The organism is Bacillus sp. G16, assembly GCF_021282335.1.
GTDB lineage: Bacteria > Bacillota > Bacilli > Bacillales > Bacillaceae > Bacillus > Bacillus inaquosorum.
In genome coordinates this window covers 96024-119624 of record NZ_JAJSOZ010000012.1, presented here as the reverse complement: position 1 = coordinate 119624, position 23601 = coordinate 96024, and the positions used below count along the sequence as shown (strand labels likewise).

At 45.8% G+C, this 23601-nt stretch carries 25 protein-coding genes; 6 read left to right on the top strand and 19 right to left on the bottom strand.

Annotated elements, in window-relative coordinates:
* The coding region (locus LWH95_RS16000) for an IS3 family transposase (protein ID WP_131121716.1) at positions 1-86 on the top strand (86 nt) is incomplete at its 5' end.
* 59 nt (positions 87-145) lie between these two features.
* Here LWH95_RS16000 and ytxJ read toward each other — a convergent pair.
* From ytxJ to LWH95_RS15955, 9 genes are all read right to left on the bottom strand, one after another.
* Positions 146-472, bottom strand: coding sequence for a bacillithiol system redox-active protein YtxJ (ytxJ, locus tag LWH95_RS15995; protein WP_003237908.1), 327 nt, complete (start codon positions 470-472; stop codon positions 146-148).
* 23 nt (positions 473-495) lie between these two features.
* A complete protein-coding gene (locus tag LWH95_RS15990; protein WP_019259197.1) occupies positions 496-951 on the bottom strand; it encodes a YtxH domain-containing protein in 456 nt (151 codons plus the stop codon).
* 30 nt (positions 952-981) lie between these two features.
* Positions 982-1404, bottom strand: coding sequence for a DUF948 domain-containing protein (locus tag LWH95_RS15985; protein WP_003237910.1), 423 nt, complete (start codon positions 1402-1404; stop codon positions 982-984).
* 162 nt (positions 1405-1566) lie between these two features.
* Positions 1567-2865 carry a UDP-N-acetylmuramate--L-alanine ligase gene (murC, locus tag LWH95_RS15980; RefSeq protein WP_003237911.1) on the bottom strand — a complete coding sequence of 433 codons (1299 nt, stop codon included), beginning with the start codon at positions 2863-2865 and terminating at the stop codon, positions 1567-1569.
* Between the two features lie 250 nt (positions 2866-3115).
* Complete coding sequence (locus tag LWH95_RS15975) at positions 3116-5968, bottom strand: DNA translocase FtsK (RefSeq protein WP_232919964.1); 2853 nt, start codon at positions 5966-5968, stop codon at positions 3116-3118.
* A 159-nt stretch (positions 5969-6127) separates the two neighbouring features.
* The gene (gene ytpR, locus LWH95_RS15970; RefSeq protein ID WP_232919963.1) at positions 6128-6733 is read right to left on the bottom strand and encodes a YtpR family tRNA-binding protein; all 606 of its coding nucleotides are present in this window, start codon (positions 6731-6733) and stop codon (positions 6128-6130) included.
* Positions 6734-6748: 15 nt separating this feature from the next.
* Positions 6749-7558: a DUF1444 domain-containing protein gene (locus LWH95_RS15965; protein WP_232919962.1), complete on the bottom strand. Its 810-nt coding sequence runs from the start codon at positions 7556-7558 to the stop codon at positions 6749-6751.
* Positions 7559-7573: 15 nt separating this feature from the next.
* Complete coding sequence (locus tag LWH95_RS15960) at positions 7574-7897, bottom strand: thioredoxin family protein (RefSeq protein ID WP_003237915.1); 324 nt, start codon at positions 7895-7897, stop codon at positions 7574-7576.
* Positions 7898-7937: 40 nt separating this feature from the next.
* Positions 7938-8054: a hypothetical protein gene (locus tag LWH95_RS15955; RefSeq protein WP_003237916.1), complete on the bottom strand. Its 117-nt coding sequence runs from the start codon at positions 8052-8054 to the stop codon at positions 7938-7940.
* Between the two features lie 77 nt (positions 8055-8131).
* Here LWH95_RS15955 and LWH95_RS15950 point away from each other — a divergent pair, with 77 nt between their 5' ends.
* Positions 8132-8578: a YtoQ family protein gene (locus tag LWH95_RS15950; RefSeq protein ID WP_003237917.1), complete on the top strand. Its 447-nt coding sequence runs from the start codon at positions 8132-8134 to the stop codon at positions 8576-8578.
* A 56-nt stretch (positions 8579-8634) separates the two neighbouring features.
* Here LWH95_RS15950 and LWH95_RS15945 read toward each other — a convergent pair whose 3' ends face one another.
* A complete protein-coding gene (locus LWH95_RS15945) occupies positions 8635-9708 on the bottom strand; it encodes a M42 family metallopeptidase (protein WP_003237919.1) in 1074 nt (357 codons plus the stop codon).
* A 158-nt stretch (positions 9709-9866) separates the two neighbouring features.
* On the opposite strand from LWH95_RS15945, the gene LWH95_RS15940 reads away from it, so the two are divergent.
* Positions 9867-10184 (top strand): PepSY domain-containing protein, encoded by a 318-nt coding sequence (locus tag LWH95_RS15940; protein ID WP_003223432.1) that lies wholly within the window; start codon positions 9867-9869, stop codon positions 10182-10184.
* Between the two features lie 52 nt (positions 10185-10236).
* Here the strand turns inward: LWH95_RS15940 and LWH95_RS15935 are convergent, their stop codons facing one another.
* The 3 genes from LWH95_RS15935 to trmB form a co-directional block, all read right to left on the bottom strand.
* Positions 10237-11937, bottom strand: coding sequence for an NAD-dependent malic enzyme (locus LWH95_RS15935; RefSeq protein WP_232919961.1), 1701 nt, complete (start codon positions 11935-11937; stop codon positions 10237-10239).
* An 82-nt stretch (positions 11938-12019) separates the two neighbouring features.
* On the bottom strand, positions 12020-12865 hold the full coding sequence (locus tag LWH95_RS15930) for a YtnP family quorum-quenching lactonase (RefSeq protein WP_232919960.1): 846 nt from the start codon (positions 12863-12865) through the stop codon (positions 12020-12022).
* 68 nt (positions 12866-12933) lie between these two features.
* Positions 12934-13575 (bottom strand): tRNA (guanosine(46)-N7)-methyltransferase TrmB, encoded by a 642-nt coding sequence (gene trmB, locus LWH95_RS15925; RefSeq protein WP_003237925.1) that lies wholly within the window; start codon positions 13573-13575, stop codon positions 12934-12936.
* A gap of 204 nt (positions 13576-13779) precedes the next feature.
* Between trmB and LWH95_RS15920 the strand changes: the two genes are divergently transcribed.
* Entirely contained in the window at positions 13780-14058 is a 279-nt protein-coding gene (locus LWH95_RS15920) for a YtzH-like family protein (protein WP_003237926.1), read from the top strand.
* On the opposite strand, the gene LWH95_RS15915 is transcribed toward LWH95_RS15920, so the two are convergent.
* The 5 genes from LWH95_RS15915 to thpR all read right to left on the bottom strand — a co-directional run bounded on the left by LWH95_RS15915 (position 14059) and on the right by thpR (position 19687).
* Positions 14059-14856, bottom strand: coding sequence for a phosphotransferase family protein (locus LWH95_RS15915; protein WP_029316881.1), 798 nt, complete (start codon positions 14854-14856; stop codon positions 14059-14061).
* Positions 14857-15035: 179 nt separating this feature from the next.
* A complete protein-coding gene (pulA, locus tag LWH95_RS15910) occupies positions 15036-17192 on the bottom strand; it encodes a type I pullulanase (RefSeq protein WP_232919959.1) in 2157 nt (718 codons plus the stop codon).
* Positions 17193-17217: 25 nt separating this feature from the next.
* Positions 17218-18147, bottom strand: a complete 930-nt coding sequence (locus LWH95_RS15905) for a YegS/Rv2252/BmrU family lipid kinase (RefSeq protein ID WP_232919958.1) — start codon at positions 18145-18147, stop codon at positions 17218-17220.
* Positions 18148-18195: 48 nt separating this feature from the next.
* Positions 18196-19110 carry a hypothetical protein gene (locus LWH95_RS15900; RefSeq protein WP_148982175.1) on the bottom strand — a complete coding sequence of 305 codons (915 nt, stop codon included), beginning with the start codon at positions 19108-19110 and terminating at the stop codon, positions 18196-18198.
* Positions 19111-19135: 25 nt separating this feature from the next.
* Positions 19136-19687 carry an RNA 2',3'-cyclic phosphodiesterase gene (thpR, locus tag LWH95_RS15895; RefSeq protein WP_148982176.1) on the bottom strand — a complete coding sequence of 184 codons (552 nt, stop codon included), beginning with the start codon at positions 19685-19687 and terminating at the stop codon, positions 19136-19138.
* 148 nt (positions 19688-19835) lie between these two features.
* Here thpR and cysK point away from each other — a divergent pair, with 148 nt between their 5' ends.
* Entirely contained in the window at positions 19836-20771 is a 936-nt protein-coding gene (gene cysK / locus LWH95_RS15890) for a cysteine synthase A (RefSeq protein ID WP_060399296.1), read from the top strand.
* 33 nt (positions 20772-20804) lie between these two features.
* Here the strand turns inward: cysK and pepV are convergent, their stop codons facing one another.
* Entirely contained in the window at positions 20805-22196 is a 1392-nt protein-coding gene (pepV, locus tag LWH95_RS15885) for a dipeptidase PepV (protein ID WP_148982177.1), read from the bottom strand.
* Between the two features lie 96 nt (positions 22197-22292).
* Here pepV and pbuO point away from each other — a divergent pair, with 96 nt between their 5' ends.
* On the top strand, positions 22293-23591 hold the full coding sequence (gene pbuO / locus LWH95_RS15880) for an NCS2 family permease (RefSeq protein WP_232919957.1): 1299 nt from the start codon (positions 22293-22295) through the stop codon (positions 23589-23591).
* The last annotated feature ends 10 nt before the right edge of the window (positions 23592-23601 follow it).

Below are 23601 nucleotides of genomic sequence, written 5' to 3'. Positions count from 1 at the left end.
AATACATTCATTATTATAACAATATTCGTATTCAAACCAAACTAAACAACCAATCACCGATAAACTATCGGCAATTGGCTGTTTAAAAGGTGTTTTGACCCCTGTCTCAAAAACGGGGGTCAGTCCCATATCTGGACGCTTTTTTCTATGACAAATGCTGCTCAATGGCCGCTTCTGTAATTTGTGAATGTGAGGTATGCCATTTCACTTCACCGTTTTGGATGACGAAAACCTGAGGGCTTTCGTGCTTTACACCGTATGTTTCTGCGATGAAATTTGACAGCGGACGGGCATCTTGTACTTGCAGATAGTAAGCCCGTACATCCTCATGCTGATTTGCAAAGGCATCAAACTCATGAAATGCTGCCTGGCTGATCGGGCATGTGATGCTGTGTTTAAAGAAGACGAAAGTGCCTTCCTGTTCTGCAATCCGTTTAAATTCTTCCTCAGATTGAATAAGCTGTTTTGCCATTACTCAAGAACTTCCTTCCCAGCTCAGCGATTGATATGCTCGGCCTGTTTTTGTGCATCTTTCAGTTCGTCTTTTACATCTTCTTTCGTTTGGAGGACTTGATCTTTTGTTTCGTCGGCCGCCTGCATCGCTTCTTCTCTCATATCTTGCATTGCGGTTGATGAATCCGTTTTTGCAGATTTGGAACGGTCTCTTAAATCCTTCACCTTGTTCATGATCTGCCCTGACTGATCCGCTACAAGCTGTGTGATGTTCGATGTTTTGTCTTTAGCGATGCTGACATATTGCGTGCCTTTTTCCTTCGCATCAGCCGTCATTTTGTCAGTTTTGTCCCGCAAAGCAACAGCTTGGCTGCCAAGATCATCACGAAGTTCTTTGCCTGATTTAGGCGCTAGAAAAAGAGCGGTAGTGGCACCGATGATTCCCCCGATTAAAGTTCCGATTAAAAAATCTTTACTATTAATTCCATCTTTGCTCATCATTATTCCTCCTCATAGTGTTTTTTTCTCTTACAGAGCTGATTTTTTCTTTTGCTTCCATTTCGCCCAAATTTCCATCGCTGCTTGGCTCCATGTGACAACTTGATTGATCTTGTCTTGATTTTCTCTTACTGATGCCGATACAGACCCTGCCGCCTGTTTCATGGATGTATTGAACTGCTGTACAGAAGTTCCCACCCCTTGAACAGCATGAACGACCGTGTTCAGCTTTTCGGATTTTTCCTGAATATCTTCAGCCAGGCGGTTGGTCTTATGTAAAAGCTCGGCTGTTTCAGTTGTGATGCCTTTCATTTGTCCCTCCAGCCCTTCGAGAGTGGATGCAACATGCTTTAGTGTCAGCTGCAGTGACTTCAATGTTTTAGACAAGTAGATCACTAATACGAGAAATGCGACTGCGATGAGTGCAACGCTTAAATAAAGAATAATAATCATCTCAAACCTCCTTGCTGCAGGATATACTGCTGTTTACCCGTTTTCTTAAATCATAAACATGTGTACTGGGCTGTATACATATTATTTCTCCATTATGTAAAAAAATCCTTTAACAAGCTTTTCCATCAGATAAATAAAAAGCAGTGAGATCACTGCTTTTTATTATGCCATGACGTTTTCGTAGGCTCTCATATATTTTTGGATATCTCCTGCTCCCATAAAGATGAGAACGGCTTTATCATGAGCTTTTAAAACAGATGTGTCATCTTCTTCAATCAGCTTGGCATTATGAATTTTTCCCTGCAGGTCGCCGATCGTCAGCTTTCCTGCATTCTCCCGGGCTGAACCGAAAATATCGCATAAGTACACACAGTCAGCCCCGCTCAGGCTTTCAGCGAATTCGTCAAGGAATTGCTGCGTCCGCGTAAATGTATGAGGCTGGAATACCGCGACGATTTCACGATCAGGGTATTTCTGTCTTGCCGCTTCAATCGTTACCTTTATTTCTGTCGGGTGATGAGCGTAGTCATCAATTAACACTTGGTTTCCGAGCTGTTTCTCATTGAATCTGCGTTTGACGCCGCCGAATGATTTGAGGCCGTGCTTAATAACGCTGGCATCGATTTCTTCATAATGGCATAACGCAATGACCGCCAATGAGTTTAAGACATTGTGGTGGCCATACGCAGGAATATAAAACGTATCATAGAATGTATTGCGGACAAATACATCGAAAGTTGTCCCTTCCGTGCTTTTTACGATATTTCTGGCTTGAAAATCATTCTCTTCCCCCGTGCCGTAATACACAACTGGGACGTTCGCATGGATTTTCGGCAGATGCTCATCGTCGCCGCAGGCAATAATGCCTTTGTTGACTTGAAGAGCCATCTCTTGGAAAGCGTCAAACACATCGTCAATGCTCGAGAAGTAATCAGGGTGATCAAAATCAATATTCGTCATGATCGCATAGTCAGGCTGATAGCTTAAGAAATGGCGGCGGTATTCGCACGCTTCAAACACAAAGTATTCGCTGTTTTCATTTCCCTGGCCTGTTCCGTCCCCGATTAAGAAAGACGTCGGTTTTGCGTTTTGGATCACGTGAGCCAGCAGACCCGTAGTTGACGTTTTGCCGTGTGCGCCTGTAACAGCAACACTGGTGAATTTTTTCATATAGTCGCCTAAAAACTTATGATAACGTATCACCGGAATTCCATCAGACATGGCTTTTTCAATCTCTGGATGCGTGTCTGGGAATGCGTTTCCGGCGATGACTGTCATGCCGGGTTTGATATTATCCGCGCTAAAAGGAAGAATTGTAATGTTTCTTTTTTCAAGCGCAGTTTGCGTAAAAATAAATTTTTCGATATCCGATCCTTGGACAGTATATCCATTATCATGAAGTATTTGGGCAAGCGGACTCATACCGGTCCCTTTTATTCCAACAAAATGATAAACAGTCATAATTGTACCTCCAACAAACGTCTATCTGTTCCCCAGTATATGACGCTCATTTCAATTTGCGACCGCGGCGGCTGAAAAGCCGCCCTTAGCGGCGTATTTTTATATGTTTTGTTATGTTCAGTATCCGGTTATTTCTTTCCGATTAAACCTGAATATCAAGATTTGTCTATGCGCATCTGCTGTAAAGCGGCATAGCTGTTAAATGCTCTAAACACTATCATACCATGTTTAGTGTGAAAATGAACCCATATTATTCGTTTATTAAATCACTTGCTGTGATCAGCACCTCACGAGGCTTGCTTCCTTTTGCCTCAGAGATCATGCCTTCCGCTTCCATCATATCGATCAGCCTTGCCGCGCGATTGTATCCGATTCTGAATCTTCTTTGCAGGCTTGAAGTGCTCGCGCTGTTTTGTTCAACAACAAACTCACATGCTTCGTAAAACAGTTCATCCTCTTCTTTCAAGGCTGATCCTTGTCTTACCAGCTCTTCTTGTTCAAATAAATAGGTTGGCGGCATTTGGTTTCTGACGTGGGAAACGACGCGGTCGATTTCGCGGTCCGACACAAAGTTTCCCTGCAGGCGGACAGGTTTTCCTGAACCGTTTTCCAAAAAGAGCATATCCCCTTTTCCGAGAAGCTTTTCCGCACCGGCTATGTCAATGATCGTTCGTGAATCAACCTGGCTTGAGACAGAAAATGCGATTCTCGTCGGGATATTTGCCTTAATCAGACCTGTAATGACATCGACTGACGGCCGCTGAGTCGCGACGAGCAGATGGATTCCGCACGCTCTGGCTTTTTGGGCGATTCGCGCAATGCTCTCTTCGACATCATTTGGAGCCACCATCATCAAATCAGCAAGCTCATCAATAACCACCACTAAATACGGCAGCTTTTCGCCCATTTGGTGATCAGCGGTTAATTGATTAAAGCGGTCAATGTCGCGTACACCGGAATGGGCAAACAGCTCATAACGCCGCTCCATTTCCTCAACGACCCATTTTAAAGCAGCGGTAGCCGCTTTGGCGTCAGTAATGACCGGGCTGACGAGATGAGGAATTTTATTGTAAGGGGCCAGCTCTACCATTTTCGGATCAATCAGCAGCACCTTTACTTCACTCGGATCAGCTTTATAAAGCAGGCTGACTAATATAGTGTTAATGCATACGCTTTTTCCCGAGCCCGTAGCGCCGGCAATCAAGCCGTGCGGCATTTTCTTTAAGTCGATAACGACAGGATTTCCTGAGATATCCAATCCCAGCGCAGCCGTGAGCGGTGACTTGCTTGTCCTAAAAGCGGAGCTGCGAATCATCTGGCGCAAATCAACCATCTTGCTCGTGCGGTTCGGCACTTCTATTCCGATCGTGTTTTTCCCCGGAATCGGCGCTTCAATCCGAATATCTCTTGCAGACAGGCTGAGTTTAATATCATCAGACAAGTTGGTGATTTTATTCACCTTTACGCCTGGTTCAGGATGCACTTCAAACCTCGTGACAGACGGCCCCTGGGTCACATGGACCACATTGGCGCGGACATTGAAATTTTTCAGGGTCAAATCAAGAAGCTGGCGCTGTTCTTCGATCCACGCAGTATCGTCCTGAACTTGCGCTGGCGGGACATCAAGCAGTGCGACATTCGGAAACACATAGCTACCGCGGCGCTCCTCTGCTTTTTGCTGTTTATGCGTATCTCTTTTCAGCATCATGACATTAAAAGGAACGGACGGCCCTTTTTGAAGAGATGCGCTTCGTTCAACACGTTTCTCCTGCATGACAGGCTTTTTTTGCGGTTCCGCTAAAGCTGCATGTGTTTCTCCCGCATGGATTTCCTGGTGATTTTCATGGGCTGCAGAAAACGGTTCGGAACCCTGCTCCGATTCTGTAAGGCTTTCTGCCTGAATGTCTATCTTTGTGTCCTCAGCTTCTGCTGGGATTTCGTACTGATTGTTTATTATGCTATCTGATGGCTCTTCTAATTCTTTGGCCTCAGTTTCCGCTTGAGTCAGAGACTCATATGCTTGGTCAGCAAATAAGGAAGGCTCTTCCTGTTGAATTTCCGTTTGTTCTTCTTGAACAGATGGGGCCTCAGCAGCTGCCGCGATTTCGTCATGAGCATTTACTGTGCTGTGTGACGGCTCTTCTGATTCTTCGCACTCAGATACTGCCTCTGTCAGAGACTCAGGTTCTGGTTGCTCTTCATCATGTTCAGCGCGGAAGACAGGCTCTTCTACTTTCTCTGGCTGTTGTTCCCTTTGTTCTTCTTGAATCTCAGCCGTTACAGGCATGATGTCTTCACGGCCTGAAAGGTCTTCTTGTGCCTCAGCCACCGTATCTGCCAGTGTCGCAGGTTCTGGTTGCTCTTCATTATGTTCAGCAAGGAAGAAAGACTCCTCTTTTTCCGGCTGCTGGAAGCCGGATGCAGATGGCATTCTGTTGTCTGACGGCTCTTCGGCTGGACGCTGCGCCAGCGCTTCGTCACGCTCTGCAGCCGTTCCGTCTAAGGTGCCAGAAGGCTGTTCTTCGAATTGGGTATCCGGAAAGAAAGGTCGTTCTTTCATGTGCTGTACCGGTCTGTCTGGAGCAGGATAGCCGCGTTCACGTTCGATTTCTTCTGACAGCAGTGTTACTTTCTCTTTTACAGATTTGTCCGGTGCCTTCAATGTTTCAGAAGGCTGTTTTGGCACATCCTTTTTGACGGATGGTTTTTGATTGAATCCATATATAGGCGAAGGGATATTTGTCGGTTTAAACGGTTTCTTCGCCGGCTCTGATGTTTGGTATGTATGCTGCTCTTTTTCATCTTTGGAACGTTCTCTGTATGGTGCGGCGCTTGGACGAGGCGCGGATTTCGGTTCGTCCGATGGTGCGCGGCGCCTTCTCAGGTCTTGATTTTTGTATCCGTCAGGCACAATTGGAAAACGGAACTTGCCTTTTGGATATTCATAATATATTTTAGGATCTTCCAACCTTTTTAATCGTTCTTCAGGGTGATGTTGATGTACTTCTTCTTGCTGCGGAATTTGAGCGGGTTTTGTCTCCCGTTCAGCATCCTCTTCGCTCTCACCTAAAAACAAATCAAAAAATTTATGAAGCCAACTCATAATTTATCTCTAACTCCCTTATAGTTTTCTGGGACGGTTTTTAGTATACCACTGCTGGTCGGCCCAGAAAAGATTAAGCTTTCAGCAAAAACAAAGCCGCTAAACATGGGCTTAGCGGCTTTTCACATGATTCGTTTTTTTTGGCGGATTTATGGGAGTCTAAAACTGAAATGCGTCTCCCGCCTCATGGTCTCCTTCTAACACGAGGATTCCTTTTTCAGCAGGGGCATCCGGCAAAGCGAGCTCTTTCGCTGAGCAGATCATTCCGCTTGACGGAACGCCGCGAAGCTCTGCATCCTTAATGACAAGTCCGCTCGGCATCACGGCGCCGACTTTGGCAACGACAACTTTTTGGCCTTGATCAATGTTAGGCGCACCGCAGACGATCTGAAGCGTTTCTTCTCCTACATTGACTTTACATACGCTTAATTTATCCGCATTCGGATGTTTTTCTTTTGATTCCACATATCCGACAACAAACTTCGGAGATAAATCAACGACTAATGTTTCTTCAACGCCGTTTCTGTTTAGAATCTCATTCACATCTTGCACGAATGTTTCTGAGAGCGCAACAGGACCGTTTTCATCAATGGTCAAGTAAGAAGACGCATTGAAAATGTTAAAGCCCGTTGTTTCCTTTGTTTCGTTATTGAAGATTTTGACGACGTCGCCGTGCTTTTCATAGCCTATTTGTTCGCGTGTCACATCTTGAAGAGAGATTAGGAGCGTATCCCCCACACCTTCTTTATTATAAAAAGCGTTCATAAGTAAAAATCCTTTCTAATCCTTTTTCGGACGGCTTTTCGCCAGGATAAACACCGGCTCCAGCTTTCCTTCATTGTACAAAAATGAAAGGGCGGTAATCGGAACGGTGCCGCCTGCAAAGAAGCTCATCGACATTTGTCCTAGAATATCATACCCCGATTCATTCCGGATGTCAGCAAGAATCAGAACGTCCTGATGCGGTACAGAGATCGCCAGTTCACCTTCTGCACGTTGCTTGTACTCATTTAAAACCGCTTCGTTCAGAATCCGGCTGGCGTCGTAACCGTCGTTTGCTCTGAAGAAATAAAAGAAATTGCCGGCAACCGTATCCTCTTTGACAACCGTCGGCAGGGAACGGAGATTAAATGTGGCCGTCTCTCTGATCCGCTCTTTTGTCCAGTTTTCTTTCTCAAGCATGCGCTGATCAATTAAACGGTAGGTTTTCCCGAGATCGAGCGCGTAATAAATTCTTGTCTCTGCGGTATGATCGTCATAGATGAGCGGAATATCTTCGCTGGACTTGTCCGGGAAAGAAGTCGAGCGGATAACCGGGTAAATGCGGCTTTCCTTGCCGGTCATTTCCTGAGCCTTCCCTTCCATTGCCGTCATCGCTTCGGAGACATAGTACACAATCTCATCAATGGCTTCGTCTTTTTTCAGTTCCCATTTTGCAATAATCGGCGGCAGGTCGAGCGTAATTCCTTTTTTGGTCGTTTGATCCTCAACACGGAGGGTGTCTTTTTCTCTGTCAAACAGAAAGGAGCGATTCTCGTGCTGAAGGCGCTGCTTCAGTATATCTGACAGCTTCCTTGAGGTCATTTTCAAACCAGATGTCCTCCTTTACGCTTTAGCGAGAGAGTCAGTTAAAAACTGTTCAATTTCTTCTTTCGTTTTGCGGTCTTTGCTCACAAAACGATTCACTTCTTTTCCTTCATTAAACACGACAAAGCTTGGGATCCCGTAAATTTCCCACTCTGCACACGTATCAATGAATTTGTCGCGGTCTACATAGTAGTAAGTGAATTCAGGGAAGTTCGCTTCCAGTTCAGGCAGAAAAGGCTCTACAAAACGGCAATCAGGGCACCAGTCGGCTGAAAACATAAATACCGCCCAATCATCCTTTACCGCTTTTTCCAGCTCTTGAGTTGATTCAATTTTTTTCATTTCATATCCCTCCAGTTGTTTTATGTTCTTACATGTTGTTTTATCGATACTCGTCCATTTGGATCATACCAAACTGCTTGCGGCAAAACCACTTATTTGCAACGAATGAATATGTAAGATTGGCTTTCCCATTATCATTATCATATTTTATTTGCATTATCAAGCTCGTTTCGTTTAACATCTTGTACATGAGGGTAAAATTTACAGATGGACATACATAAGGAGGGATTCAGTATGGAGTTTATCGTCTATTTAGCAGGAGAAATCCACAGCAATTGGCGCGAGGAAATCAAAGAGAAAACAAAATCACTGAAGCTGCCGATTACGTTTGTCGGCCCGATGGAGAATCATGACCGCTCAGACAATATCGGAGAAGAAATTATGGGCGTTCAGCCAAATGCCGTTTTGAAGGACGACAAAGCCTCTGACATGAACAACTTCAGAACCGCCGTCCTGATGAATAAAGCAGACTTTGTGATTGCCCTGTTTGGCGAAAAATACAAACAGTGGAACACGGCAATGGATGCATCATATGCGATCGCAAAAGGAAAACCCTTGATTATCATCCGGCCGGAATCGCTCCACCATCCTTTAAAAGAGCTTTCCAACAAAGCAAATATAACGGTTGAAACCGTGAACCAAGCCATTAAGGCCCTTTCCTATGTCTTTGAAACAGAATAAGAAAAAAGCTTGTCGATCCGAGGTAACTGCCTCGTTCAACAAGCTTTTGTGTAATCCTACATATTTTCTTTAATCGCATCAACCGTCTGTTTATCGCAGGCTGTCACAAGTTTAATAAGCATTTCTTTAGCAGCAGCATAATCATCAATATGAATGATAGAAGCGTTCGTATGAATGTAGCGAGAACAAATTCCAATAACCGCTGACGGAACGCCGCTGTTCGAAATATGAACTCTGCCTGCATCTGTTCCCCCGCCGGATACAAAATATTGATATGGAATATCATGCGTTTCCGCCATATCAAGAACAAATTCTCTCATTCCGCGGTGCATGACTGTCGTTCTGTCAAGGATGCGGAGCAAAAAGCCTTTACCAAGCTGGCCAAATTCGTTTTTGTCACCGCTCATATCGTTTGCAGGGCTTGCGTCAAGGGCGAAAAACAAGTCCGGTTTAATCATATGGGAAGCCGTCTGTGCGCCCCTCAGCCCTACTTCTTCCTGAACGGTTGCACCCGCATAGAGCGTGTTCGGAAGTTCTTTTCCGTGCAATTCCTTTAGCAGTTCAATGCTCAAGCCGCATCCGTACCGGTTATCCCACGCTTTTGATAAAATTTTCTTTTCATTCGCCATCGTCGTAAACGGACAGACAGGCACGATCTGCTGTCCCGGTTTTATGCCAATTTTGATGGCGTCTTCTCTATCATCCGCTCCAATATCGATCATCATGTTTTTGATATCCATCGGGCGGTTTCGCTGAGCATCTGTCAGCAGATGCGGCGGTATGCTTGAAATCACACCCGGAACCGGCCCGTTATCTGTTTGAATTTCAACTCGCTGTGCAAGCAGCACCTGGCTCCACCAGCCCCCGAGCGTCTGGAATCTGAGCAGCCCGTTATCTGTAATGGAAGTAACCATGAAGCCGACTTCATCCATATGTCCAGCTACCATGATTCTCGGTGCGCCCGCTTCGCCTTTTCTGACTCCGAAAACACTTCCCAGTCTGTCCTGAACGATGTCATCGGCATATTTGGCAAGCTCCTGCTTCATAAAAGCACGAACCTGATGCTCATTGCCCGGCGCGCCGGGAAGCTGCGTCAGTGTTTGGAAAAGCGCTTTCGTTTCTTGATTCATGTTTTCCCCTCATTTCTATGTAGTCCTTTTATTTTATTAGAAAAAATCAAGTTTTCCAAGCATCCTGGACGAATCTGCTCGAACAGCCGCGTATTGCTTAACAGGATTTGGCGGTTTCTGTATAATGAAAAGTACGATCAACCAGGAGGTGCTTTATTTTGAAATTGCGTCATCTTCTTTTAGGAGCAGGACTTGGCATTTGTACGGCAGTCGTTGTGAAACAATATGTGATGAAGCCTTATATTTCTTCAGAAAAAGCGCTTCGAATCGTAAAATCCGCTTTTAAACAGCGGGGGCCGATTGACGGATCATGGATTTACACGCAGCCCGAGCCTTACAATGTGAACGGAGAAACGGTACAGGTGTACAAAACCGGCATTACACGATCAGCTTTCGGAGAATTAGAGCAGTATGAAGTCATGGTGGATGCGAAAACGGGGGAAATTGTAGATGTCATTGATACAATCGCCTCTTAACACCGGACAAGCGTAAAATAAAAGCCGCTGCCCATGCAGCGGCTCTTTTTTATTATATCGCGCGAATCGGTTTATATACCGGATACCACATCGCGTCCTGCACAGCCTGTATGATGTCCTCAGGCTCTTCCGTCGCAACGCCTTCCTTAATTGCGGTTTTAGCGACTTCAACTGCGACGGTTGCCGATACAGTCCGCAAATCCTCTACTTTCGGAAGCATCGGCGCGCCAGGCACCCCGACATTGACCATACTTGCAATCGCCCGGGCACATGCTTCAAACATGCCGTCAGTAATTAATTTTGATTTGGTGACAATCGTTCCAAGACCGAGACCCGGGAAGACAAGCGCGTTGTTCGCTTGGCCGATATGGTACGTCACGCCGTTATATTCTACTGGAGGGAATGGGCTTCCTGTTGTAATCAGTGCGCGGCCTTCCGTCCATTCGATTAAATCCTGCGGTTTTGCTTCAGAAAGAGTTGTCGGATTTGACATCGGTAAAATCGCCGGTCGTTTTACGTGTGACGCCATTTCTTTTACAATTTCTTCAGTAAAAGCGCCGGAAACCGTAGATGTACCGATCAGAATCGTCGGTTTCGCCTGGCGGACCACCTCAGCGAGGTCAATGCCTCCGCCTTCTCCGTTCCGCTGATAATCCTTCACCTCATCAGCTGATCGGGCATAAGGCTTTTGGAAATCGAGAAGCTGATCCATATCATCTGTCAACAATCCGTTTCGGTCTATGCACCAGAAGCGCTGGAATGATTCTTCCTCGCTCAGTCCTTCGCGCACCAATGCTTCCCGCAGCTGTTCAGCAATTCCGATTCCTGCCGTCCCCGCTCCAAATATCACGACTCTGTGATCCCTCAGCGGCACTTTAGACGCTTTTGCACAGGATAAAACTGCCGCCAGTGAAACAGCGCCTGTACCTTGGATATCATCATTAAACGTACACACTTTTTCTTTATAGCGTTTCAAAATGCTGCGCGCGTTTTTCGCTCCAAAATCCTCCCAATGCAGCAGTGCATTTGGAAATGTTTCTCTTGCCAGCGCAACATAATCGTCAATAAATTGGTCATAGCGTTCCCCGCGCACTCTGGAATGCTGGTTGCCGACATAAAGCGGGTCGTTCAGGAGGCTCTCCTGGTTTGTCCCCGCATCTAAAACAACAGCCAGCACTCTGCTCGGATCAATGCCCGCAGCCGCTGTATAAACCGCTAGCTTGCCGATAGAAATTGCGATTCCTCCGACACCCCAGTCACCGATTCCTAAGATTCCTTCCGCATCAGTTGCAACAATTAAATCGATCGTATCACTTTGATCTTTATACTGTTTAAATGCTTCTCTCATACCGTCCGGATCATCGATTGACAGATAGAGTCCTCTTGGCTTTCTGTATTCATGGCTGTATCTTTGGATAGCCGTTCCAACCGTTGGTGTGTAGACAATCGGGAGCATTTCCCCTAAATGATCATTTAACAGGCGGTAAAACAGCGTTTCATTCCGATCATGCAGTGCTGTTAAATAGACATTTTTGCTCAAATCGTCAGGCTGTGCGGAAAACTGTTCGTACGCTCTTTTCGCCTGCTCTTCAATCGTTAATACCTTTGGCGGCAGAAAGCCTTTTAAGCCAAGTTCTTTTCTTTCATCCTCAGTAAAAGCAACACCTTTGTTCAAAAAAGGAACAGAGAGTACTTCAAGGCCTCTTAATGTTGTTTGAATGTCTCCTTCGTTTGTTACTGTAAATTGTTTCACCCTGCCTCTTCCTTTCTGAGCATAATTAGTACTAGGTTTGCATTATTAGCCGGAAATCATGCAGGGTAAACATAAAAATATGCTATTGCTTGATTCGCTTTACTGAATCTTTGATGCTTCCATCCTCATCCCATTTAAGCGCGCGATATTCGGCATCATGATAAAAAATAAACCATGCGTCTTTTTCCGCTGCGAATGCCTGCCATTTCTGCTTTTGCGGTATAGAGGTCATTGGATAATCATCGTAAGCCAGCACCCATAGCGGATTGCGGTGGGCGTGTGTCGGCATCAGATCTGCCATATGTACGGCGGTTTCACCCGCATCCTCGCATATAAGAACACTGTGGCCGTCACTATGGCCTCCGGTGTGATGCAGCGTAATTCCCTCTGTGATCGTTAAGGTGTCTTCAAAGGTTTTGACTTGGCCGGCAACTGCCTCCCAGTTTTCTTTCCAGTACGTATTTTTCGATCTGATATTCGGATGGCGCATTTCATTCCATTCAACAGCTGATGCGTAAATCACTGCATTCGGAAAGACAGAGATGAGTTGTTCACCTTCATATTCCGTTAAACCGCATGCATGGTCGAAATGAAGGTGTGTCATAGCAACCACGTCTATATCAGCAAACGTTAATCCAAGTGCCGCTAATGATGTTTTCACATTCGATTCTTGTGTCACGCCATAGTTTCGTTTTTGTTTATCAGTCAGCTTGCCGGACCCAATTCCGGCGTCGACGATGATCTTCAGCCCGCCCTTTTGAATGAGGATAGGGTCTGTCCTTAGTTCAATCTGGTTTTTTTCATTGACTGGATATTTTTTAGACCAAAGCGGCTTTGGAACGACGCCGAACATGGCACCTCCGTCCATATGTGTCACGCCTCCGTCAAGCCAGGTTAACGTCATGTTTCCAATTTTCATTGTTTCCATTTTCATCCCCCCTGTCATCATGGTAGCAAACGGCCCATAAAAAAAACAGACTCCTGTCAGAGTCTGTTTTACGTTCTCCATTCAACCTCAGCCCGATAGATCGGCTGGCCGAGTGCTGAGAATTTTTCTTCATATTCTGTCATAACATTGCCTTCCAGGTTGCTGTTATGCAAATCGAGACTGACGTATGTCAGCAGCAGGCCGTACTCGGAGAAGCTCTTCAAAGAGTACTCAAACAAGCCGCGGTTGTCCGTTTTAAAATGAATCGCTCCGCCTTTTCCCATCACTTCTTCATATTTTTTGAGGAAGTGGGAATACGTCAGACGGCGTTTTTCGTGGCGTTTCTTCGGCCAAGGATCAGAAAAGTTCAAGTAGACCCGTTTGACTTCACCCGGTTCAAACACATCTGTCAGCGTGTCCGCATCTATATTCAGAAGCTTTACATTCGGCGCTTCACTGTCTTTTACTTTTTGAACGGCTGTCACGATGACGCTTTTAAATAACTCAATCCCAATATAATTGATGTCTGGATTTTGTTTGGCCATTCCAGAAATAAATTGCCCTTTCCCTGTCCCAACCTCGATATGGATCGGATTGTCATTGCCAAACACTGTGTTCCATTTTCCTTTATAATCAGCAGGATTGCTGATGGCAATATCTGCGTTTTCAGCCAAAAAGTCATCAGCCCAAGGCTTGTGGCGCATTCTCATATGATTGACACCTCTATCTATTATTTCGACTAACAACATACCATGAATTAAAAAGACCCGCAAGCTCGTTTTTCCAGTGTGCCTGCTAAGGCTGAGCATATAAAAAAAGAGGTTCCTGTCTGGCGGAACACTCCTTTCACATGTATAAAAACGCTCTGTTTTGAACAATTTAACCCGTAGGATACTGAAGGGATGTGTACCGTTATGGGCTTACATTATGAGCATCAAGTTCATTTATTGAAGGATATATTGACTGACCATCAATTGGACTGCTGCGGAACCGTCGCAGAGTACGAGCAGCTTGAGCGTGTGATTAAATCGCTGATGGCAAACACCGAGCTTGATTCAAACTTCAAAAACGTGCTGGAAGATGTTTACCGTTACAGCCAATCAGGAATATCATCCAAATCCATCGACTCACACATACAAGAGCATCAGAACAGCCTGTCTCAATGGGTAGAGCAAATGGATTCGTATTCCTGATTATTCAACGATACGTTTCATGAGAATATGCAGTTCTTCCATTGCATCATGGAATTCCTTATCATTGCCTTTTGCTTTATGCCACGCAATGAAAGTGATTGTTTCAGATAACACATACCAAGCCATTCGTAACCGCAGGCCTTCCGTTAACTCAATGCCGTACATGCTCAGCCAGCTCTCCCAAGCTGGCTTTTCGACGTAGTGGTACAGCAAAGGCCCGAGATCCATCGCCGGATCAGCGATCATGGCGCCGTCCCAGTCAATTAAATACAGCTGGTTGTCTTCAGACAATAGCCAGTTATTATGATTGACATCACAATGGCAAACGACTTTCTCACCGAAATGCACTTCATGCAGATGTTCTTCTAAATACTTGATTCCTTCTTGAATCAGCGGCGAAGATTGCTGCACAGCAAATACAGCCTGCTTCAGCTGAGACAGAAGAGCCCCCGGGTTCAGCGGTTCTTTTCCAAGTCTTTTCAGCATGTCCAGCAAGGCTTTTGATGTGTGTATTTTACGAAGCAATTCAGCTACGGGCCGTCCGCTCATATCTTTAGGCTTCAGCTCTCTGCCGGTCATCCAGTGCTGAGCCGTAATGACGTCTCCATTTTCCATCCGTTTTGTCCAAACCAGCTTCGGAACAATGCCTTCGGCGGATAAAACAGCTAAAAAAGGTGAGCTATTACGTTTTAAAAAAAGCTGCTGCCCGTTATGTTTCGCATAATATGCATCTCCTGTAGCTCCTCCGGCGGGGAAGATCTCCCAATCGCTACCTAGTAATTGTCCCAACCAGTTCATATCAATGTTCAACCCATCATTTCTTAAAATATTTTAGAATAAAGGCTAATCGTCTCTAGTCTATCCAGCGAGTGCCTTTTTCGTACGAATCGTATGAAAATAAAAAAGACAGCTATTGAGAGTCTCATATGCTAATCAATAGCCGTCCTTTAAATTTTAGCGCTATAGCACAAACTTCGTCAAGCAAAACTCTTAAGATCTGATGCTAAATATAAGATAACCGTTCCGATGCCGTTTACCGCAACCGCTTTCTTGATTTCTTTCGGGTCATGCTGAAAACCTGATGTATCACTTAAAAGCCGGTACGTTTTGTCGTTTGGCAGCTTCCATTCCATGGAGTCCGGACTCGCGTGATGGATGACGATAATGTCTTCCCATTCGTCAACCGCACCGAGATCATAAAGCCTGTATGCGATGAGGTGCTTTTTTAGCGTCAAACATTCGAGATGGCGCTGGATGTCTGCAGCCGATCTGAGACGGAATGCCGGATGCGTTTTTCTCAGCGAGATCAGCCTGCGGATATAGTCAACATCTTCTTTGAACGTTTCACGCCGATCCCAATCCAGCTGGTTGATGCTGTCACTGGATTGATAGCTGTTTTCCACTCCGTGCTTCGTCCGGAAAAATTCCTGTCCGCTGTGAATAAACGGCACCCCCTGGGCAAGCAAGATAATCGCGGCAGCCAGCCTTTGCCTGCTTCTCTTTCGGCTGTCAGTTTCTTGAGAAAGCGCAACGCTCATTTTATCCCAAAAGGTGTGATTGTCGTGTGACTCGACATAATTGATAGACTGGCTGGGTTCAGGAACAACCGGTGCTAATGCCTTCCATCCGGAAGACCCGGCAATCCCATGCATAACGGTTTCAGATGCTTCACCGTTTCCGAGCGCAAAGCCGGCAGCCGTGAGGTGAAAGGTGTTCCCTTTCACAGCGTCACGAAACGTATCATTAAAAAAGCCGATGCCCGGCATTTTTGAAGCGTTCGCCAAGGTGGCTTTCTGTTCATGCGGAAGCGGTGTAGCCAAATCCCATCCTTCCCCAAAAAACAGGATTCCGGGCTTTACTGCAGCTGCTTTTTCTTTGATATAAAGCACGGTAGCAATATCTAAAATGCCGAGCAGGTCAAAGCGAAAGCCGTCCGCATCGTATTCCTCAATCCAGTAGATGACGCAATCTGCAATGAACTTTCTCGCCATCCGTCTTTCTGACGCGATGTCATTGCCAACGCCGGTGCCGTTTGACGGCATCCCAAATTCGTCATGCCGAAAAAAATAACCGGGCACTGTCTTTTCAAAGGGGGAACTCTCCCTCTCATACACGTGGTTAAAGACGACATCCAGAATGACTCGCAGGCCATGCTGGTGAAGAGTATTGATCATTTGTTTTAACTCTGTTTTTCTTGTTTGAGGATCATGAGGGTTTGAGGCATAGCTTCCCTCCGGGGCAAAAAAATGAAGCGGGTTATATCCCCAATTGTAAGCATCAAGCGGCTTCTCTTCATCAACTCCGGCAAAATCATTCAACGGCAGAAGCTCTACATGCGTAACACCAAGCTCTTTTACATACGCCAGTCCGGAAGAACAGCCATTTGTGGTTTGCGTATCGGTTTCCGTCAGCGCTAAGTATTTTCCCTTGTTTTTCATGCCGCTGTTTTTATGGATGGAGAAGTCGCGGATGTGCATCTCATAGATGACGGCATCCACAGGGTTTGAGAATGGTTTGACCGAGTCAGCCCATTTCATTTGATCCGGGCGCAGGACTACGCCCTTCTCTCCATTTAGCGTCACTGCTTTTGCATACGGGTCAACGGTTTCCGTCCACTCTGAATTGTTGCAGATACAGAACACATACTCATACCCGTGGAGATCGCCGTTGACAGTAACAGTGTAGACGCCTTTTTCCATCCGAATCATTTGGAATGTGCGCCCGCTTTTATTCGGATGTGAAAGCTTGACAGCAGCTGAGGATGCGGCAGGCGCCCATACTTTAAATTCAGTATAATCCGCAGTATAAACAGCCCCCAGCTCTCCGTCATAATAAAATGCATCATCAAACGCATCCGTCCGGATGACCGCACCAATTTGGAGATCCGTTTTGTCGCCGCTGGACGCTCTGACGGCATGTATTTTTCCGAATGTCACCGGATGGTCGGATACGCAAACGTATTTGTATTTTCCTTCAAGGCGGTATTCCTCCCTGACAGCCAGAGGAAAATCGGTTGTATCTGTCTCAAGCCGAAACGGCGGTGTCATGATTTCTTTTTGTTCAGCAGGAATCAAAACGGTAATGACATTCATATCATCGACATACGCTTCGAAGCTGCGGCGGATGCTGACCATCGGAAGCACTCTCCTCCAAACACGTTTATGTTTTGATCCTTAGGGGCGAAGGACTCGATGCCAGACGAAACGGGGTGGTGCCCATGATTTCTCCGTCAGCATGGAACGGAATTTTGTCCTTCGTGTAAAACATAATGTCCTTTGTTTTAAACATCGTAACGCCGTCCATCTTTGTATGCTTTCCAAATGCCATCAGACATAAAAGCCAATATTTTTTGAAAAACGGCTGATTTTCAACGATCACGATATCAAATGCCTTCTCGCGCGGATTTGCAAGCGGCGCCGCCTTCATGCCGCCCCCGTAAAATGGGTGGTTGGATACAATCGCAAACCAGACATCATGAAATTCGTGCGTCTCGCCTTCCGTTGTACAGGCTAACGAAAACGGCTTAAAGGTCGCCGAGGCGTGCAAATGGGAAAGCGGATACACAAGAAATCGAAGGCGGAGAAAAAGAAAAACCCGTCTCAACGGAAATTCCATCGCCTTTTTATTGACATATGCGTCAAACCCGATTCCGATATGATTCATAAAATAAAGAACGTGTGATTTATCTTGAAGGAAATTGACGCTTCCTAAATGGAAGGTTCGGGTTAACGGACGCTTCAGCTTTTTGATTTCCTGCATCAGATCGATTTTTTTAATAGAGAATCCTCGCGAAAAATTATTATACGCGCCCGCCGGCACAAAGCTCAGTTCTATATCGTCAACATCTTTCAGCCCGTTGACAACCTCATGCATCGTTCCGTCTCCGCCAATGACAATCAGGCGCTTCAGCTTATATTCCTGTATCGTTGAAATCTGTCTGGCGAGCACTTCGGCGTGCCCGGGATGTTCAGTTAAAAATGAGCGGTGCTCAATTTTCCGTTTGATTAATTCCTTTTGAATGGACTTCCAAACACGCAGGCCGTTTCGATGTCCCGCTGTCGGATTAATAATAAAAAACCATTGGCTCATCTTTCTCACCTGCTTATGTTATGAGAAAACCGCTCAAATCGTTCTCTTTTACTCCAGCCACTCTTGTCTGCGATAGGAGTCAGACATGCAGTAAGACAATAGAGCCTTTGCAGCCTTTACCTGATGATGTTTAATCGGAGCCGTGTTTTTCTTCTGCCGCTCAATCCATTCCTCCGCGCCCCGCTTATCCGCTATTTCTAAGCCGAATGGCGGCTCGGGGTAATCGATGTACGACGTTCTGCTCAGAAGCAATTTTCGAACCGGAATATCAGCCTGTTTTTCCTTTATGATCTTTGACACGACGGAGTCAGTGCGAAACAGGCTCAGCCCCGGATTTAACACTGATGCAGTCTGAGAGGCTGTTTTCTTCTCCCAAAAACGATTTTTAGACCCTATGTACACACTGTCTTCCTCCGCCTCTAAAAAAGAAACGCAATAAATGTCAAGCGGGGAAATAATCACAATGCTTAATTCAACCGCCGCCTGCTGAATTTGCAGCACGGGCTTATACATAATGAAATAAGAATCAGGCAGCTGCTGGGTCAGATAACGCAAAATGCGGTCCTGCTTCACCTGGTTTGAGAGATGAGATATTTCTGCTAGAGTTGAGCTTGCCCATTTGAGCTGAAAGTCATATAAATGCCTTTTATAAAATGAAGCAAGCGCCATCCTGCTCTTCGGCAGCCTTACATGTATATCGTCTTCTTCCTCAAACCATTGGTGTCTCTCTTCTTGTATATCGGCTTTTATCTCTTCTTTTCTTCTTTTCAATGAAAATTTTTTTCGTTTCTGCGCCGGTTCCGGCTCTTCGGCACTGGCTTGTCTTTCTTCATGCTGGCGCTCCGCTGCTTCTAATAGTGAAAGCCAGCGCTCTTTTTTCAGCCTTACAAACTGGTTGATATAATGGTACGGATCAAGCTCATATCTCGATATATAATCATGAATTTTGATGATTTGTGCCATGTTTGTTTCTCCACTCCGCAATGAATTAAGATAAATGAAATTTAAATATTTCCTCGTACTTTGGTGATTGATTCAAGTGTATTTGAAAGAGCGAAAACCGTTCAGCCATCATCGAAACCTCGCCGCTTTCAAACAGAACATGTGCCGGAAATCCTTCTTCGCCTGTCCATTTTCTAGCCAGTGTCATATGAGGGTGATACGGTCTTTTTTCCACTTGAAAGCCGGCTTGAAGAACAGCCTGTTTCGTATGTTCCCGCAACATTTCAAGCGTTCTGTTTTTCTTTGGCTCCAGATGTAAAACACGCGGCCTTTTGCGGTCGCCGAATACATCTATTTTGCCAAACTTAATCGGAAACGGATCGGTTTCTGAAGCAATCGCAGCAAGCGAACCCTCAAGCTGCTGGATTTGTGTCTCATCCGCCGCTCCGAGAAAAATTAACGTAATATGATAGTCAAGCGGGTGCACCCATTTTTGAAACGTCAAAACCGGCTCGTTTTTCGCAGCCCGGTAAATCGGATTCGCAATTCCCTCAGGAATGGGAACGCCAATGAAATAATGAGGCCGTGTATCTGGCATCCGTCTGACACTCCCTTCTTTAACAGCTATTATTTTATCAATAAAGAGGCTGTGCGGATAGAGGAACAGTGTATGAAAACACTCTCGCACAAACGTTTATTATGTTAGGATATTATATGACACTTGTTTTATTCAGAAAGGAATGACAATGTTGAAAATCGTTGAAAATACAGCTGATCTGATAGGAGATACCCCGCTTGTGAGATTGAATCGGCTTCAGCCGGAAAACGCGGCACAAGTCTATTTAAAGCTTGAATTTTTCAATCCGAGCGGCAGTGTGAAAGACAGAGCCGCTTATCAAATGATCATAGAAGCAGAACAAAACGGTTTGCTCAAGCCGGGCTCAGTTATTATAGAGCCAACAAGCGGAAATACTGGAATCGGGCTCGCCATGAATGCGGCGGCACGCGGATATAAAGCGATCTTAGTCATGCCTGATACGATGACGAAGGAACGAATCAACCTTCTTAAAGCTTACGGCGCAGAGGTTGTATTAACACCAGGAGCGGAAAGAATGCCGGGCAGCATCAAAAAAGCGAAGGAGCTAGCCGAACAAATTCCGAACAGCTATATCCCAATGCAGTTCGATAACTCCGCCAATCCTGACGCGCACCGGAAAACGACGGCGCCTGAAATTGCCCGGGCAATAGAGGAAATCGGAAAACCGCTCGGCGCTTTTGTCGCCTCTTCCGGAACGGGCGGAACCATTACCGGAACAGGTGAAGCGCTCAAAGAGCTTTTCCCGGATATCACGGTTCATGTTGTCGAGCCTGCGGGTTCTCCTGTATTATCCGGAGGAAAACCCGGCGCCCATAAGCTTGTAGGGACGAGCCCAGGCTTCATTCCTCCGATTTTAAATCAAGACGTATATGATGAAATTATCAAAATCTCTGATGAAGACGCCTATACGACGACTAGACGCCTTGCTGCTGAAGAAGGAATTCTTGTCGGGCCTTCGTCAGGTGCTGCCTGCTTCGCGGCAATCGAAACAGCAAAACGCCTCTCTCCTGACCAAGTTGTGGTCTGCATGACAGCCGATACAGGAGAACGGTATTTATCAACTGATTTATGGTCATTTGTTTAAAAAAAGGACTGGCTTCAGAAGAAGCCGGTCCTTTTATTTTGCAAGTTCGTAGATTGCCTGCGCATATAACGCTGTCGATCTAAGCAGGTCATCGATTTCAATATATTCATCCTTTTGGTGTGCGCTGTCAGGACGTCCGGGGAAAAGCGGGCCGAACGCGACACCGGCTTTTAAAGATCTGGCATAAGTCCCCCCGCCGATTGAGATTAAATCAGCTTTTTTGCCCAGCTGGCCTTCATAAACCTTTTGCAGGGTTTTGACTAACGGATGATCTGCTGACACATGATGCGGCTTGCTGTCTTTGAATTCACCAAGCTCAAATTCAGATGCGCTCTCGAATGCATCGCGGATCACTTTGCTTTCTGCGGTCACAGGATAGCGGATATTGATCCCGAGCTCGCCTCCTTGCCCATCCGTATAGCGAAGTGTTCCGACATTTAATGTCAGTTCGCCGCTGATTTCATCCTCGCAGTCGATGTTCAGCTTCTTCCCTCTTGTATCGTTTGAGAACTTGTCTGTCACGACTTGCACAAACCGCTGTCCTGCATCGTCAAGCTCAGCCTGCTGCAGAAATTCACATAATAAAATGCCGGCATTGATTCCATTGTTCGGTTCCATCGCATGGCAGGAAACCCCGTACATACGCAAAATAAGCTGGCCGTTCTTAATTTCAGCTTCCCCTTTTTGATCTGTCGTGCGAAGCATGTTTTTAAATGAAGCAAGAATCTCTTCTTTTTTCGGCCCTTCAATGACAGCTTCCGCAGCATCAGGCACCATATTCAAGCGAAGGCCTGACTGAAATGAGACAAGCACTGCCTCTGAATCGGCTTGGTTTGAGCGGTGCGGGATAAGTAAAGAAGCATCAATGATCCCTTTTTCAGCGTTAATAATCGGAAAATCGGCGTCAGGCGCAAATCCCAGCGTTGGCATTTCTTCATGCTTGAAATAATGCTCCACGCATCTCCAATCGCTTTCTTCATCTGTTCCGATAATGATTCTGACACGCTTGGACAGCGGCAGATTCATGTCTTTCACGATTTTTAGCGCATAGAATGCCGCCATCGTCGGGCCTTTGTCATCAATGGCGCCCCTTGCATAAATCCGTCCGTTGCGGATATCAGCTGAAAACGGATCACTCGTCCAGCCGTCTCCTGGCGGCACGACGTCAACATGGCAAAGTACGCCGACAATGTCATCGCCCTCGCCCCATTCAATATGGCCTGCGAAGCCGTCAAGATTTTTTGTTGTAAAGCCTTCTTTTTCTCCTAGCTCCAGCAATGAAGTCAGGCTGGCGTTTACACCTTCTCCAAACGGTTTGCCGGGTCCGGCGGTTGTTTCATCCATTACACTGTTGATTTTCAAAAATTCCTGCGTATCACGAATTAAATCCTCTTTTTTTCTGATCACTTCAACTTCCCAGTTCATAACGATCCCCTTTCCGCAAGAAATGACTTGCAAAAACCAAATAAAACGAATAATATTAATGGTGTTTTGTTAAAACGTTCGTAATTGGAGGATACTATGTTTCATCTAAAAGAGCAGCAAACGTCCATAAAGCAAGAAATCATAGCAGGGCTGACGACCTTTTTCACAATGGTCTATATCGTCGTGGTTAATCCGGTCATTCTGGCTAACGCCGGAGTTCCTTTCGACCAGGTTTTCACCGCAACAATTATTGCCTCAATTGTCGGAACGCTGTGGATGGCCCTGGCAGCAAATTATCCGATTGCTATTGCGCCCGGCATGGGCTTGAACGCTTATTTAGCCTTTCATGTCGTAAGCGCAAGCGATGGCGGCATCACATACGCAACAGCTTTCAGCGCAGTATTTACAGCAGGGGTTCTCTTCATTATTCTATCGTTAACGCCTTTAAGAAAACAACTTATAGAAGCGATTCCAAACAATTTAAAATACGGGATCACAACAGGGATCGGGCTGTTTATTGCTTTTATCGGTTTGCGGCAGGCGGGAATTGTGGCAGCTGATGAGTCAAACCTGGTTACTCTCGGCAATCTTCATTCACCTGGTGTTATATTAACGCTGATCGGCCTTTTGATCAGTGTGGTCCTGATGGTGCTGAATGTACGCGGCGCATTATTTATCGGAATGGCAGCTACCGCTTTGATCGCCTTTTTTACCGGCCAGCTGCATTTTTCGAAGGGTTTTATATCACTTCCTCATTTGCCGGAAGGATTGATCATCTCAAATCCATTTTCCGCTTTTGGCGATGTCGTTCACCACGGCCTGTACGCTGTTGTCTTTTCTTTTCTTTTGGTAACGATATTTGATACGACCGGCACGATGATCGGTGTTGCAGAGCAAGCCGGGCTAATGAAGAACAACAAGCTTCCGAACGTGCGAAAAGCGCTGCTTGCCGATTCAACGGCGACGACAGTAGGAGCTGTTTTCGGCACAAGTCCGACGACTGCATTTATCGAATCTTCCGCTGGTGTCGCAGCTGGGGGAAGAACTGGGCTTACGGCTTTGACTGTTGCGGTGATGTTTGCGGTTTCAATGTTTTTCAGTCCGCTTGTCAGCGCCTTGTCCGGCATAGCCGCCATCACCTCTCCTGCTTTGATTATTGTCGGCAGCCTGATGATGGGCTCGGTTTCCAATATGAACTGGAAAGAGATGGACGAGGCATTTCCAGCGTTTCTCGTCATTCTGGCCATGCCTTTGACATCCAGCATTTCTACAGGAATTGCACTTGGCTTTATTTCATATCCGATCGTAAAAGCAGCGCGGGGAAAATGGAGAGAGATTCATCCGCTCGTCATTATTTTCGCCATTCTGTTTTTCATCCAGCTGTTTATTTTATAACACATACAGA